Source organism: Methylobacterium sp. Leaf123, assembly GCF_001423405.1.
GTDB lineage: Bacteria > Pseudomonadota > Alphaproteobacteria > Rhizobiales > Beijerinckiaceae > Methylobacterium.
Map to the genome: position 1 here is coordinate 296959 of NZ_LMNS01000023.1, position 13875 is coordinate 310833.

At 70.5% G+C, this 13875-nt stretch carries 14 protein-coding genes; 8 read left to right on the forward strand and 6 right to left on the reverse strand.

Translation table 11 applies throughout. The annotated features are described in order from the left end of the window. The 4 genes from ASF53_RS15110 to mnmA form a co-directional block, all read right to left on the reverse strand. Window positions 1–1485: a sensor histidine kinase gene (locus ASF53_RS15110; RefSeq protein WP_056199850.1), complete on the reverse strand. Its 1485-nt coding sequence runs from the start codon at window positions 1483–1485 to the stop codon at window positions 1–3. 173 nt (window positions 1486–1658) lie between these two features. Next, complete coding sequence (locus tag ASF53_RS15115; RefSeq protein ID WP_056199853.1) at window positions 1659–2507, reverse strand: TVP38/TMEM64 family protein; 849 nt, start codon at window positions 2505–2507, stop codon at window positions 1659–1661. A gap of 38 nt (window positions 2508–2545) precedes the next feature. Further along, a complete protein-coding gene (locus tag ASF53_RS15120) occupies window positions 2546–3202 on the reverse strand; it encodes a class I SAM-dependent methyltransferase (RefSeq protein ID WP_056199856.1) in 657 nt (218 codons plus the stop codon). Window positions 3203–3403: 201 nt separating this feature from the next. After that, complete coding sequence (gene mnmA / locus ASF53_RS15125; protein ID WP_056199859.1) at window positions 3404–4561, reverse strand: tRNA 2-thiouridine(34) synthase MnmA; 1158 nt, start codon at window positions 4559–4561, stop codon at window positions 3404–3406. Between the two features lie 334 nt (window positions 4562–4895). Here mnmA and ASF53_RS15130 point away from each other — a divergent pair, with 334 nt between their 5' ends. The 8 genes from ASF53_RS15130 to flbD all read left to right on the forward strand — a co-directional run bounded on the left by ASF53_RS15130 (window position 4896) and on the right by flbD (window position 12861). Further along, window positions 4896–6269: a flagellar hook-length control protein FliK gene (locus ASF53_RS15130; protein WP_056200191.1), complete on the forward strand. Its 1374-nt coding sequence runs from the start codon at window positions 4896–4898 to the stop codon at window positions 6267–6269. A 9-nt stretch (window positions 6270–6278) separates the two neighbouring features. Continuing rightward, a complete protein-coding gene (locus ASF53_RS15135) occupies window positions 6279–6959 on the forward strand; it encodes a flagellar hook assembly protein FlgD (protein ID WP_056199864.1) in 681 nt (226 codons plus the stop codon). 141 nt (window positions 6960–7100) lie between these two features. Next, the gene (gene sciP / locus ASF53_RS15140; RefSeq protein WP_009865968.1) at window positions 7101–7376 is read left to right on the forward strand and encodes a CtrA inhibitor SciP; all 276 of its coding nucleotides are present in this window, start codon (window positions 7101–7103) and stop codon (window positions 7374–7376) included. A 260-nt stretch (window positions 7377–7636) separates the two neighbouring features. Next, complete coding sequence (gene fliF / locus ASF53_RS15145) at window positions 7637–9259, forward strand: flagellar basal-body MS-ring/collar protein FliF (protein WP_056199866.1); 1623 nt, start codon at window positions 7637–7639, stop codon at window positions 9257–9259. Between the two features lie 43 nt (window positions 9260–9302). Further along, entirely contained in the window at window positions 9303–10358 is a 1056-nt protein-coding gene (gene fliG, locus ASF53_RS15150) for a flagellar motor switch protein FliG (protein WP_012255236.1), read from the forward strand. Further along, window positions 10355–10981, forward strand: coding sequence for a FliH/SctL family protein (locus ASF53_RS15155; protein ID WP_056199869.1), 627 nt, complete (start codon window positions 10355–10357; stop codon window positions 10979–10981). The genes fliG and ASF53_RS15155 overlap by 4 nt, the downstream gene beginning before the upstream one ends. Window positions 10982–10986: 5 nt before the next feature. Further along, entirely contained in the window at window positions 10987–11334 is a 348-nt protein-coding gene (gene fliN / locus ASF53_RS15160) for a flagellar motor switch protein FliN (RefSeq protein WP_056199872.1), read from the forward strand. Window positions 11335–11487: 153 nt separating this feature from the next. Continuing rightward, on the forward strand, window positions 11488–12861 hold the full coding sequence (flbD, locus tag ASF53_RS15165; RefSeq protein ID WP_056199875.1) for a sigma-54-dependent transcriptional regulator FlbD: 1374 nt from the start codon (window positions 11488–11490) through the stop codon (window positions 12859–12861). A gap of 32 nt (window positions 12862–12893) precedes the next feature. Here the strand turns inward: flbD and ASF53_RS26760 are convergent, their stop codons facing one another. Together ASF53_RS26760 and ASF53_RS26765 are read right to left on the reverse strand one after the other, a co-directional pair. Continuing rightward, on the reverse strand, window positions 12894–13475 hold the full coding sequence (locus tag ASF53_RS26760; RefSeq protein ID WP_286134471.1) for a phosphatase PAP2 family protein: 582 nt from the start codon (window positions 13473–13475) through the stop codon (window positions 12894–12896). Window positions 13476–13484: 9 nt separating this feature from the next. Then, entirely contained in the window at window positions 13485–13874 is a 390-nt protein-coding gene (locus ASF53_RS26765) for a hypothetical protein (protein ID WP_286134459.1), read from the reverse strand. Window position 13875: the final 1 nt, after the last annotated feature.

Sequence of the window (13875 nt, forward strand, 5' to 3'; positions counted from 1 at the left end):
TCACGCCGCCTTCACGCTCGCGGCGCGGTCGGGGATGACGATGCGGAAGCGGGCCCCGCTCGGCGTCTCGTCGAGGCAGAGGGTGCCGCCGTTGAGGCGCACCAGCTCCGAGGCGATGGCGAGGCCGAGCCCGGTGCCGCCGGCCCGGGTCGAGCTCTGGAAGGCTGCGAACAGGTTGGCCTTGGCCCGCTCGGGCACGCCAGGGCCGTTATCGGTCACGAGGATCGTCACCGAGCCGGCGCCGGGCGCCCCGCTCCGGATGCCCTCGATCAACACGCTGCCCTCCGTGGACTTGGCCGCGGCATGGGCCTGGACCGCGTTGCGCACGAGGTTGGCGAGCGCCCGCAGGAGCTGTTCGGGATCGACGTCGATCTCGAGATCCTGCGCCGCGCGCACCTCCACGCGGATGCGGGCCGCCGGCATCAGGTCGGCGAGGTCGGTCAACTCCTCGAGGAGAGGGCCGAGCGCCACCATGCGCCGCTGCGGGTTCGGCTCCGTGGCGCGGCCATAGGCGAGCGTCGCTTCGCAGAAGCGGATCGCCCGGTCGAGGGTCTCGACGAGGCGCGGCGCGACGCGCTGCACCAGGGGATCGGAGACGCTTTCCAGGCGGTCGCCGAGAAGCTGGGCGGTGGTGAGCAGGTTGCGCAGTTCGTGGTTGATCTTGCTCACAGAGAGCCCGAGCTCGGCCAGCCGCCGCCGCTGGCGCAGCTCGCCGCCCAGCGCCACCTGCATCCGGGCGAGCGCGTTCTCCGCCTCCCCGATCTCGTCGGTGCGCGCCGAGCGCTGGGCGACCCGGTCGGTCCGCTCGGGGTCGTCGGCGAAGGCGGCGATGTCGCGGGCGAGCTGGACCACCGGCCGCACGATCGCCCGCTGGAGCACGAAGAACACGAGTCCGGCCGCCAGAGCCGCGATGATGAGACAGGCGACGAGCAGCCGGAGCGAGAAATCGGCCAGGGCCGCCCGCAGCGGGCCCTCGTCGAGCAGAACCTCGACGGCATCGAAACCGTCCTGACCCGGTCCGATCGCCCGGATCGGCGCGTCGGTGGGAAGGAACAGCGTCCGGAAGGCACCGCCGACCGAGCCCGTCAGGCGTCGCTCGCGCAGATCCACCGTCTCGGCGACGACCGACGGCACCGGCCCATCGGTGAGGTAGCGCCACGTCTGGCCGACCCGCACGGCGATGGCGCGGGCGCCGACCCCCATGAGCAGGCGCCGGGCGGTCTCGGCGGGGACCTGCCCCTCGGGGGCGGCGTTCAGCACGAGGGCGGCGACCCGCGCCGCCGTCACGCGGTCGGAGAGCCGAGACATCCGGTAAGTCGCCACCGCCGGGACGTAGATCAGGATCTCGGCCAGAACGACGAAGGCGACCGTCAGCAGGAACAGGCGGCCGGACAGGCCGAGGCGGCCGAACGACCGCCCGGTCGCGGCCGTTGCCTTGCTGTGCCATGGCAGGGCGGCGAGTGCCGCCAGATCAGTCTGCGCCATGTCCGCCGACTCGGGCTGCCGGCGGGGAAACGGAAGGCGGGGCCGTCTCAATCGTCACCCGTCGTTGTATGATCCAATTGCGGTTCGAAGGGCGCGTATCGGCCACCGGCTCCTCCTCTGTCGCACAAGTTGTGCGACGGCCCGGCGACGCGCCATTCGCTTGTGCACAAGTCTTATGCGCGAAGCGTCCGCCGCTCAAGCCGTCGGCGGAGATAAACTGTCAAAAGAGCAAATCCGGCCAAGGCCGCCAGCGCCGCGACCATGCCGGGCGTCACCAGCGCGCGCAGATCGATGCCCGCCGCGCACTCCGTTCCCCCGGCCGCGAGACAGGCCGCCTTCACTTCGTCGCGGGTGGCCAGCAGGTCTTCGAGGCCGGCACCGAGACCGGCATAGATGAAGGCCCCTGGGGTCAGGCCGAGCAGGGTGGCGAGCGCGAAGGTGCGCAGCGGCACGCCGAAGGCCGCCGGAGCGAGGTTGGTGAGCCAGTAGGGGAAGATCGGCAGGAGCCGCAGAATCAGGATGTAGCCGAAGCCGTCGCGGCGAAACCCGTCGGCGAAGCGGCCGACCCGCGGGCCGGCCTTGCGCCGGATCAGGTCGCCGGCGGCGTAGCGCCCGACCGAGAACACGATCGCCGCCCCGGTCGTGGACGAGGCGATGGCGATCAGGGCCCCCGTCACCGGGCCGAACAGCAGCCCGGCCAGCACCGTGAGCACCAACGTCGCCGGGAGCGACACCACCACCGAGCCGACATAGGCGAGGCAGGCCAGGGCGATCGCCCGCACCCGGTCCTCGGCGATGAGCCCCTGAAGCCAGACCCGCGACTCGGAGAGCCGGTCGAGATCGAGGAAGTGGGCGCCGCCCGACGCGATGATGCCGATGGAGATCGCGGCCAAAGCCACGAGCGGGAGCCAGCGCAGCCAGGGCCGGCGCGACCCCGGCGCCTCGGGCGCGCGTTGCGGCTCGCCCGCCGCATCGTCGCGTCGGTCCTTCGGCCCAAGGCCCTCCCCGCCCCCTGGCGTCATCGCCTGCCTCCCTCGGGGCGGATTGCGCGTGCCCGTCCTCAGCCCCGCTTGCGCATGCGCAGGATCTTGAAGAAGCCGCCGGGGAAGGTCGGCGCGAGGCCGACGACCTCGACGCCGTTGCGCTGGGCCCAGGCCTCGATCCGGGTCGCCTTGAAATCCGAGGACCAGCCGATCTTGGTGCAGAGCGGCGCGACGATCTCCTCGACCCGCGCCACCGGCCCGTTCGACTGGCCGAAATGGTTGGCGAGCACGATGCCGCCGCCGGGGCGCACCACGCGCAGGAACTCGGAGAGCGCGGCTTCCGGGTTCGGCACCAGGGTGATGAGGAACTGCGCCACCACCGCGTCGAAGCTCGCATCGGCATAGCCGAGGCGGCACACATCCATGACCTGAAGGCCCTTCACGTGGGTCAGCCCCTTGCGGAGCACCTTGCCGCGGGCGCGCTTGAGCATGTCCTCGGAGAGATCGACGCCGCAGACGAAGCTGTCGCGGGGATAGTAGCCGAGGGACAGGCCGGTGCCGACGCCGGCCTCCAGCACCCGCGGCCCGTGGGCCACGGCCGCCTCGACGGCGGCGCGGGCGGCCGGCTCGGTGAGCTTGTCGTAGACGACATCGTAGACCGGCGCCCAGCGGGCATAGGCCTTGCGCATCAGCTCGGTGGTGGGCCCGGCCTCGGGCGCCCGCTCGCTCAGCATCTCACTGTCACCCTCTCATTACTTCCGGCCTCAAGCGCCGGCAGCCGCCTCCGCGGCTTTGGCTCTCGCTCCGCTAGACGCCCCGGCGTGGCCGAGGCCGCTTCGCGGGCGCTGTTCGCGCCTGCCGAGCGGTGCGATCGCCCGAAGAGCGATCGCGGGGACTGGGAAAACCGGAAATCAGCCCGGCGCGAAGCAACCCCATCAGGCGGCCTCGGCGGCGCCTGCCTGCAACGCACCGATGCGCCGGATGGTGCCGCCGCCGAGCACCTGCGCGCGCGGGCCGTCATCGGCGTAGATCACGCAGGCCTGGCCCGGCGAGACACCGTCCTCGGGAACGAGCAGTTCGACCTCGGCGCAGGCCTCGGCCGCGTTCCACGAGAGGCGCGCAGGCCGTGGCTCGCGGGTCGAGCGCACGCGCACGGCCACGGACCTCTCCGCGATGTCCTCCGGCGCGCCGTCGCCGAGCCAGTTGAGGTCGGTGAGCCGAATGCGCCGGGTGGCGAGCGCCGCGCGGGGGCCGACCACGACGCGGGCGGTCTCCGGCTCCAGCCGCACCACGTAGAGCGGCTCGCCGGCCGAGAGCTTGAGGCCGCGGCGCTGGCCCACCGTGTAATGGATGATGCCCTCGTGGTCGCCGAGGCGCCGGCCGTCGAGATCCACGATCTCGCCGGGGCGGGTCGCCTGCGGCCGGAGCTTGGCGATCACGTCGGCATAACCGCCCTGGGGCACGAAGCAGATGTCCTGGCTGTCGGCCTTGTCGGCGACCGCGAGGCCCAGCTCCCGAGCCAGCGCGCGGGTCTCGTCCTTGGGCCGCTCGCCCAGGGGAAAGCGCAGATAGGCGAGCTGCTCCGGCGTCGTGGCGTAGAGGAAGTAGCTCTGGTCGCGGGCCGGATCGAGGGCGCGGTAGAGCGCGCGCCCGCCCTCCGGCCGCGCCCGGCTCGCCACGTAATGGCCGGTCGCCAGAGCCTCGGCCCCGAGGTCGCGGGCAAGGCCGAGCAGGTCGCGGAACTTCACCGAGCGGTTACACTCGACGCAGGGGATCGGCGTCTCGCCCGAGAGGTAGCTGTCGGCGAAGCGGTCGATCACCGATTCCCGGAAGCGGTCCTCGTAGTCGAGGACGTAGTGCGGAATGCCGAGCGTCTCGGCCACCGCCCGCGCATCGTGGATGTCGCGGCCGGCGCAGCAGGCGCCCTTGCGATGGGTCGCCGCGCCGTGATCGTAGAGCTGGAGCGTGACGCCGACGACGTCGTAGCCCTCGCGCTTCAGCAGGCCGGCCACGACCGACGAATCGACGCCGCCCGACATGGCAACGACGACGCGCGTCTCGTGCGGGGGCTTCGGGAGATCCAGCGAGTTCATGGCCGGTGATGGGGCCGGGTGCCGGCCGTTGGCGGAGCCTTCGGGCGCGCGCCGGACCTGTGGGGTCCGGGCGCATGTCGGGTGTCTATAGCGATCCCGGCCCCGACTTTCCAGGGATGGGGACGAGGAGAGCGGGCTCAAAGCCCGGATCGTGGCCCCGAGCGGCCGGCAAATCCTGCCGGGAGGCCGGCAGATCTGGCCGAGCCGGCGAGCGGCGGCCCGCACTCTGAAAAACTTTCTCGCTTTTTATCAGTAGCTTAGACTTCAACGGCAGATGGTGCGCGGATTGCTCTGGCCTCCTCCGGCTTCGGCGACGAAGGATAAGGACGGCATCGTGGTTTCGCGCACAGATCTGGCGGAGGCGTTTTTCAGGCAGACCTTGCGGCCCTCCTCCTCCGGGACGCGGGGGGCTGAGGGCAGGGCGCGGTTCAGCCTGGAACCCGCGGAGCGGAAGCCGGCGGCCCCGGCCCGTCCGGCCTCCCGCCGCGACGAAACCGCCTCCGCCCGCAGCGATGCCATTCGGGCGGACAGGATGGAGGCGGGCAAAGCCGAGAACACCAGGACCGGGGCTGCCGGAGCGGGAACGGCCAAGAGCGACAGGACCAAGACCGACAGGACCGAAAGCGGGCTGTCCGGCGCTTTGCAGGAGAGCCGCGCCCAGGCCGCCACGGCCCGCAACAAGCCGCTCGCGGCAAGGACGGCGCGGGACGGTGCGGAGGCCGCCTCGGCCCGAGGTCCGGGTGCCGCCGCGCAATCCGCCTCGCAGCGGCCGGAACGCCCGGCGGCCGACGCTGCGGAACCGGCCCAGGAAGCGGCTGCGGAAGAGGCTGCCGCCAAAGAAGCCGGTGCCGTGGTGGTGTCCGAGGACGAGGCACGGGAGCGGGACGAGACCGATCCCGCATCACCGGACGCCGCCGATCCCACGGCCCTCCTCTCCCCGCCCCCCGCTCCGACGCCGGCGCCGACGAGTGCCTCGGCAGACGATGGCGGGCTCGACGCGGATCAAGCCGTCACGGGCCTGTCCGGCGAGGCGACGGCCACCGGTCACGCCGCGAAGGCCGGGACGGGGGATGCCCCCGCCGTCGGCGTGGGCACGGCCGGCTTCGAGGCGGCGCTGACCGAGGCGCAGGCGCCCACCGCCTCACCCGTTCCGACTCCCGCCGGCCCCGGAACCGCTCTGACCCCGCCCGGCAGCGTCGGCGCCGCGCAGGGCCCGCAGGCCGCTCAGGCCGCGGACGCCGCCGCCGCGGCACCCCAGCCGGCGACGCCGCCGATTCCGCTCGGCGCCGTGCCGATGACGATCGGGCTGCGCTCGCTCTCGGGCATGAACCGCTTCGCGATCCGCCTCGACCCGGTCGAACTCGGCCGCATCGACGTGTCGCTCGACCTCGACAAGGCGGGGGGCAAGGCGCGGGCGCATCTCGTCGTGGACCGTCCCGAGACCCTGGCCCTGCTCCAGCGCGATGCAGGCTCCCTGCAACAGGCGCTGGCGCAGGCCGGCTTCGAGGTCGGCGCCGAGGCGGGCGGGGGCGGGATCGACCTGTCGCTGCGCGGCGAGACCGGATCGCAGGGCGGCCGGGACGGCGAATCGGCCTCCCGCGACCGCTCCGACGGCGGGCCGGGCGGACGGGACGCCCGCCCCTCCCCGCTCGACGCCATTCCCCTGCGGCAGCTCCGTGCCGTCGGCAATCTCGACATCCGGATTTAGGACGACGCCATGGCCGCCGGCATCACGAGCAATACGAGCAGCACCAGCATCACCGGCGCGAGTGCCGCCTCGACCACCGACACGAAGTCGATCGCGGGCAACTTCACGCAGTTCCTGACGCTGCTCACCACGCAGCTCAAGAACCAGAACCCGCTCGATCCGCTCGACACCAACCAGTTCACTCAGCAGCTCGTGCAGTTCGCGGGCGTCGAGCAGCAGCTCAAGACCAATTCCTCGCTCGACACGATCCTGACCAACTCGAAGGCGGCCTCGGCCTCGTCCGCCTCCGGCCTGATCGGCAGGACGATCACCGCGGACGGTGCCGCCACCGATCTGACGAACGGCAAGGCGACCTGGACGCTGACCCCGGACCGGGCCGCCGCCAGGGCCGTCATCACCCTCAAGGCCAGCGACGGCACCGTGGTGGCCACCAAGACCACGACGCTCAAGGCCGGCGCGCAACCCTTCGAGTGGGACGGCACCGGAACCTCGGGCCTCTCGGCCAAGGACGGGCGCTACACGATCACCGTGGATGCCCTCGATACGACGGGCACGAGAGTCGCCGTCGACACCAAGGTTTCGGGCGTCGTGGACGGCGTCGACCTCAGCGGCTCCGAACCCGTGTTGACGATCGGCACGGCCCGCGTGCCGGCGTCGAGCGTGAAAACGCTTTCTGCACCAAGCTCTTGATGCCCTGCAGCATCGATGGAACCGGAATTGTCCACAACTGCTCACAACAATCGAATCGCATTCGAGCGGCCGACTTCAAGAACTTTTAAGCGGGTGCAAGTACCTTCCCTCTCGACAGGTCAGTCGAGTGTAGAGCGTATCATGACCGAAACACCCCGGCCCCGCGTGAAGTATGTGATTGGGCCCGACGGCAGCCCCCTGACGATCGCCGATCTTCCCCCCGTCACCACCCGTCGCTGGGTCATCCGCCGAAAGGCCGAGGTCGTTGCCGCCGTCCGCGGCGGCCTGCTCAGCCTGGAGGAGGCTTGCCAACGCTACACCCTGACCACGGAAGAATTTTTGAGCTGGCAGTACTCCATCGACCAGCACGGACTCGCCGGCCTGCGCACCACGCGCATCCAGCACTACCGTCACTGAAATCAGCCAGTTCGACCCGTACGTTGCGCATGACCTGTTCGCGCAACGCATGAGGAGCCGCCTCCGGAGCACCGGGGCGGCTCTCGTCGTTTTCGGCCCCCTCGGCCTGTCCGATCCCCTCGCCCCGGCGCCATCCGGATCCGCGTTCGTGACGGTGACAGGCTCCGCGTTAACGCCTCGCTAACCACGCACCGGGCAATTCTTGCCGGGCGACCGCGCATCCCTCGCGGCCGCACCGCTGTGCGCAGGCGTGCCCGTCCGTGAAACCCATCCTCGATCTGGTGACGAAGCTCGGGCCCGCGCGCATCGCCGCGATGGCGGCCGTGACGCTGACGCTGGTCGGCTTCTTCGCCTTCGTGATCCTGCGGGTCTCGCGGCCCGATATGGGCGTGCTGTTCTCCGACCTGTCGATGCAGGATTCCTCGGCCGTGATCCGGGAGCTCGACGCGCGCGGCATCACCTACGAGACCAAGGGCGAGATGGGCCAGACCGTGCTCGCCCCCCGCGGCGACCTCGCCAAGCTGCGCATGGACTTCGCCGGCAAGGGCCTGCCGTCCCAAGGCGGCATCGGCTACGAGATCTTCGACAAGGGCGACGCCTTCTCCTCCACGAGCTTCGTCCAAAACGTGAACCACCTGCGGGCGATGGAGGGCGAGCTCGCCCGCTCGATCCGCGCCATCGGCCGGGTCCAGGCGGCCCGCGTCCACCTCGTCATCCCCGAGCGCCGCCTGTTCGAGCGCGACCGCGAGGCGCCCTCGGCCGCCATCGTCGTCAAGCTGATGGGCGATCTCGATTCGAGCCAGGTGCGGGCGATCCGGCATCTGGCCGCCTCCGCAGTCGAGGGCCTGAAGCCCGAGCGGGTCTCGATCGTCGACGAGCGCGGCCGGCTGCTGGCCGACGGCGCCCGCGGTGCGGAATCCGACGGGGCGGGGGCTCTTGAGGAGCGGCAGGCCGGCATCGAGCGGCGGATGCGCTCGCAGATCGAGGAGATCGTGGCCGGCATCGTCGGCCAGGGCCGCGCCCGGGTGCAGGTGACCGCCGAACTCGACCTCAACCGGGTCGAGAGCCGCTCGGAGAGCTTCGATCCCGAGAGCCGGGTGGTCCGCTCCACCCAGACGCGCTCCGAGAATTCCCTGACCGGCGGGGCGGAGGGGCAGGTCAGCGTCGGCAACGAATTGCCGGGCGCCAGCCAGACCCAGGCTCAGCCGCAGCAGAAGGATTCCTCGCAGAAGAACGAGGAGACCACGAATTACGAGATCTCCCGCGTCACCAAGGTCGAGACCCTGGAGGGCGGCCGCCTCAAGCGTCTGTCGGTGGCGGTGCTGGTCGATGGCGTCTACGCCCCCGGCGCCGACGGCAAGCCCGCCTACCAGCCGCGCTCGGACGCCGAGATCGCGCGCATCACCGCGCTGGTGCGCACGGCGGTCGGCTACGACAAGGTCCGCGGCGACCAGGTCGAGGTGGTCAACCTGCGCTTTGCCGAGACCCCCAACGCCCCCGAATTCTCCGAGCCCGGCCTGATCCAGTCGTTCCTGAGCCCGACCAAGGAAGAGGTGATGCGCCTCGTCGAGCTCACGGTGCTGAGCCTGCTCACCCTGGTCGTGCTGATGGCGGTGGTGCGTCCGCTCCTGCGCCGGGTGCTCGAATCCGATGCGCCGGTGGCGCTCGCCGGACCGGCCGGCGCGCTCGCGCTGGCCGGGGCGGCGGGCGGCGAGGGGACGGTCGAGATCGCGGTGCGCGAGAACACCACCAACAGGTTCCTCGAGTCGGCCAAGATCAACGGCCAGATCCAGGCCGAGACGGTCGAGCGCGTCGTCGACATGGTGCGGGCGAGCCCGACCGAGACGGTCGAGGTGCTGCGCAACTGGATCCACGATTCCTGATGGCCGCTGACACCAGGCAGAACCGGAAGAGAGGAGGACATTCGTGTCCGCGGGCGTAAACTTCAACGCTGCCATGGAGAGCCTCGATGCGTCGAAGGCCTTCGCCGAGATGCCGGGCCCGCAGCGCGCCGCCGCCCTCCTGCTGCTGCTCGGCGAGGAGGAAGGTGCGCCGATCTGGCAGCGCCTCGACGAGGACGAGATCAAGCTCGTCAGCCACGCCATGGTGCAGCTCGGCTCGCTGGAAGCGGCCACCGTCGAGCGGCTGATCGTCGATTTCGTCTCGCGGCTGTCCTCGGGCGGCGGCATCACCTCGAACTTCGAGCGCACCGAGTCGCTGCTGCTCAAGATCTTCCCGCCCGAGCAGGTCTCGTCGATCATGGCGGAGATCAAGGGCGCGTCGGGCAAGCGCGTCTGGGCGAGCCTGACCCAGATCGACCCCGAGATTCTCGCGAACTTCCTGCGCAACGAATACCCGCAGACCGTGGCCGTCGTTCTCTCGAAGGTGCGGGCCGACTACGCCGCCAAGGTGCTCACGATTCTCCCGGAGGAGTTCGCCATCGACGTACTCAACCGGATGCTGCGCATGGAGACCGTCCAGAAGGAGGCCCTGCGCCATATCGAGGAGACCCTGCGCACCGAGTTCGTCTCGACCATCGCCCAGACCACGCGGCGCGACGCGCACGAACTCATGGCCGAGGTGTTCAACGCCTTCGACCGTCAGACCGAGACCCGCTTCCTCGCGGCGATCGACCAGGCCAATCGCGGCTCGGCCAAGAAGATCCGCCAGCTCATGTTCACCTTCGAGGATCTCCTGAAGCTCGATCCGGGCTCGGTCCAGACCCTGATGCGCAAGGTCGACAACGACACCCTGTGCCGCGCGCTCAAGGGCGCCGACGAGCGGGTGCGCGCTTTCTTCATGCGCCAGATGTCGACCCGCGCGGCCAAGAACCTCACCGACGAGATGGGCTCGATGGGTCCGATCCGCCTCAAGGAGGTCGATGAGGCGCAGGCCAAGATGACGGAACTGGCCAAGGAACTGGCCGAGAAGGGCGAGATCATGATCGCCAAGAACGGCGGCGAGGAGGAGTTGGTCTATTGAGCACGCGCGCCTCCCGCCCCTTCCTGTTCGACACCGATTTCGGCCGCCCGCGCGGGCCCTCCGCCGCCGACGCGGAGGCCTCGGCCCGGGCGGAGGCCGAACGGGCCGCCATCGAGGCGGCCGCCTATGCCCGCGGCCTTCAGGACGGCCGGGCGGAGGCCGCCCTCCAGGAACAGGCCCGGCTTGCCGACGCGCTGACCCGGGTCGGGCTCGCCGCGGCCGGCCTCCTCAACCAGTCCGATGCCCGCGACGGCGAGCGCGAGGCCCAGGCGCTGACCTTCGCGGCCGCCCTCGCCCGCCGGATCGCGGGCGAGGCCCTCGATGCGCGGCCCCTGGCGACGGTGGAGGAGGCGGCCCGCTCCGCGCTCCGGCACCTGCGCGGCGTGCCCCACCTCGTGCTTCGGGTGAACGAGGGCCTCGTCGATGACGCGGAGACACTGATGAAGCGCCTGTCGCGCGAGAACGGCTTCGAGGGCCGCCTCGTGGTGCTCGGCGAACCCGACATGGCGCCGGGCGATGCCCGGCTCGAATGGGCCGATGGCGGTGTCGTGCGCGAGCGCGCCCGTATCGAGGCCGCGGTCGAGGCCGCCCTTTCCCCTAATTTCGCCAGCGCAGAGGCCTGAGCCCGATGTCGAGCGACGATTTCAGCCTGCCCCAGCTCAACGAGGGCGACATGCCCTACGACGAGGGCGGCCCCGGTTCCGTCCGCGACGCGCCGACGAGCCCGAAGAATGCGGCGGACCTCGAACAGGTCTTCGACGTGCCGGTGGTGGTCTCGGCGGTGCTGGGCTCCTCGCGCATGCCGATCGGCGACCTCCTGCGGCTCGGCCCCGGCGCCGTGCTCGAACTCGACCGCAAGGTCGGCGAGGCCATCGACATCTTCGTCAACAACCGCCTCGTCGCTCGCGGCGAGGTCGTGCTGGTCGAGGAGCGCCTCGGCGTCACCATGACCGAGATCATCAAGAACGATCACTGATCCTTTGGTGTGCCGATCCCGGCCTGCGGCCGGGATCGGCACGTCCGGCGGATGGCCGCCGCCCCGCCTTTCGCGGGGGCGGCCTGCGATGAGGGATCATCGCAGGCCGGGCGGGCCATCTGAACCGGAAGAATTTGTCGGAGACACCACGCCATGCGGCTGCTCATCGTCGGACGGCTCTCGAGCGAGCTCGTCACCGCCTCGAAGATCGCCATGAACCGGGGCGCCTCGGTCACCCATGCCGACGGGATCGACCAGGGGCTCGCGACCCTGCGCGCCAAGGGCGGCGACCTCGTCATGGTCGATGTCGGCCTCGACATCCGCCGGCTGGTGCAGGCCTTGTCCGACGAGCGCATCCGCACGCCGGTGGTGGCCTGCGGCATCGCCTCCGACGCCCGCGCGGCGGTGGCGGCGATCCAGGCGGGCGCCAAGGAGTACATCCCCCTCCCCCCCGACCCCGAACTGATCGCGGCGGTTCTGGAGGCCGTGGCGGCGGATGCCCGCAGTTTCATCTGGCGCGATCCGTCCATGGAGCGCGTGGTGCGGCTCGCCGAGCAGGTCGCCCGCTCGGAAGCCTCCGTGCTCATCACCGGCGAGAGCGGCACCGGCAAGGAAGTGCTGGCCCGCCATGTCCACGCCAAGTCGAACCGGGCCGGCCGCCCGTTCGTCTCGGTCAATTGCGCGGCGATCCCCGAGGCGCTCCTCGAATCCGAGCTGTTCGGCCACGAGAAGGGCGCCTTCACCGGCGCGGTCGCCCGGCGCATCGGCCGGTTCGAGGAAGCGAATGGCGGCACCCTGCTCCTCGACGAGATTTCCGAGATGGACGTGCGGCTGCAATCCAAGCTGCTGCGCGCGCTGCAGGAGCGGGTGATCGACCGGGTCGGCGGCGCCGCCCCCGTCAAGGTCGATATCCGCGTGCTCGCCACCTCCAACCGCAACCTCGCCGACGAGGTAAAGAAGGGCACGTTCCGCGAGGATCTGTACTACCGCCTCAACGTCGTGCATCTGCGCCTGCCCGCCTTGCGCGAGCGGCTGGCCGACATCCTCGAACTCACCGCCCACTTCGCCCGCAAATACGCGGAGCTGAACGGGCTGCCGCTGCGCCCCCTCGCCCGCGAGGCGCAGGCCCTGGTCGCCCGCAACCCCTGGCCCGGCAACGTGCGCGAGTTGGAGAACACGATCCACCGCGCGGTGCTCCTGGCGCAGGGGGCCGAGATCGGTCCGGAGGCGATCCTGAGCCCGGAGGGCGAATCGCTCGCGGCGCCGATGGCGGCCTCCGGCCCGGTCGAGCGGGCGGCGAGCGCGGCGGAGGCTGCCACCCGTGGGCTCGTCGGGCGCACCGTAGCGGATGTCGAGCGCGACCTGATCCTCGACACCCTCGACCATTGCCTCGGCAACCGCACGCATGCGGCGCGCATCCTCGGCATCTCGATCAGGACGCTACGCAACAAGCTCAACGAGTATGTCGAGGCCGGCGTGAAGGTGGCCGAGCCCGGCGGCGTGCGGGCCATGGCGGCCTATGGTTGAGCCTGATGGCGTCGAAGGACGCCGAACGGATTCTAAGGCGTAAGCACGGTCGGAGCGGGGGCGGCAGGCAGCACCGCCACACCGCGCATCCGCGCGAGCCATCTCTCGCTCCAAGGCCCCAGCTGCCCGGCAGCGTGGAACGAAATCGCAGCGACGAGCAGGCCCGCGACGCAGTCGCAGGCATAGTGAGCACCATGTGTCACGGCCGAAACCGTCATCACGGCATTCAGGAGAAGCACGACCCAGCGCAAGCGCTTCAACGGCCAGATCGCCGCCGTCACAAGGTAGGCGACAGCGCAGTGAAGTGACGGAAAGGAGATCAGCGGCCCGACTTCGTTCAGAGGCAAGCCGCGCATCGTGCCGTCACGCAACGCGTGCAGATCCACGAGCGGCGTCGCGCCCTGGAAGAGCAGATGCGCCTCGTCCGGCCCGAGGAGGCCGGCCGCGCCCTCTGCCGGCAACACGGCGCTGATGATCGTCGTCATCGTCACGCAGAGGATGAAGGACGACACGAAACGATCGGAGCGACGCACCTCGCCCAGAGCTGCGAGAAGGACGGGGGTAAGGCCGAGTTGCGGGAAGAATGTCTCGTAGGCTTGACCCAGGATCTCCATCAAACCCCGTCACTCGACCATGAAGGTCTGGAAAATCAGCCAGTCGAAGCCGAATGCGCGATCGATCCCGATGAACCAGTCATCGCGCAGCGGCAGGCTGAAGGCTTGAACGCCGTAGGCAAGAGCGCCGGCCGTGGGGAGCTGTATGATCAAGACCGCCAGCAGGGCGAGTCCCGCGCCGAAGCGACGGCGGCAGATCGAACGAGTATTGAAATAGACCGCTCCGGCCAGCATCGAGAGCGGAGCAAGCCATTGGACAAGAGAGGTGTGGAGCCAGACGTCCGTCAGACTCTGAACACACATGGCCGCTGCAACCGACAGGAGCAGCAGGCCGTAGGTTGACGGCGACGGGCCGGTAGCATCCGCCGCCCTGGTCGGGAAGGTGCGCAGGAAAGGCATG

What these genes read in the sequence shown, in the direction of transcription:
- ASF53_RS15110 (WP_056199850.1), bottom strand. Translation starts at nt 1,485, where the DNA reads ATGGCGCAGACTGATCTGGCGGCACTCGCCGCCCTGCCATGGCACAGC.
- ASF53_RS15115 (WP_056199853.1), bottom strand. Translation starts at nt 2,507, where the DNA reads ATGACGCCAGGGGGCGGGGAGGGCCTTGGGCCGAAGGACCGACGCGAC.
- ASF53_RS15120 (WP_056199856.1), bottom strand. Translation starts at nt 3,202, where the DNA reads ATGCTGAGCGAGCGGGCGCCCGAGGCCGGGCCCACCACCGAGCTGATG.
- mnmA (WP_056199859.1), bottom strand. Translation starts at nt 4,561, where the DNA reads ATGAACTCGCTGGATCTCCCGAAGCCCCCGCACGAGACGCGCGTCGTC.
- ASF53_RS15135 (WP_056199864.1), top strand. Translation starts at nt 6,279, where the DNA reads ATGGCCGCCGGCATCACGAGCAATACGAGCAGCACCAGCATCACCGGC.
- sciP (WP_009865968.1), top strand. Translation starts at nt 7,101, where the DNA reads ATGACCGAAACACCCCGGCCCCGCGTGAAGTATGTGATTGGGCCCGAC.
- fliN (WP_056199872.1), top strand. Translation starts at nt 10,987, where the DNA reads ATGTCGAGCGACGATTTCAGCCTGCCCCAGCTCAACGAGGGCGACATG.
- flbD (WP_056199875.1), top strand. Translation starts at nt 11,488, where the DNA reads ATGCGGCTGCTCATCGTCGGACGGCTCTCGAGCGAGCTCGTCACCGCC.
- ASF53_RS26760 (WP_286134471.1), bottom strand. Translation starts at nt 13,475, where the DNA reads ATGGAGATCCTGGGTCAAGCCTACGAGACATTCTTCCCGCAACTCGGC.
- ASF53_RS26765 (WP_286134459.1), bottom strand. Translation starts at nt 13,874, where the DNA reads ATGCCTTTCCTGCGCACCTTCCCGACCAGGGCGGCGGATGCTACCGGC.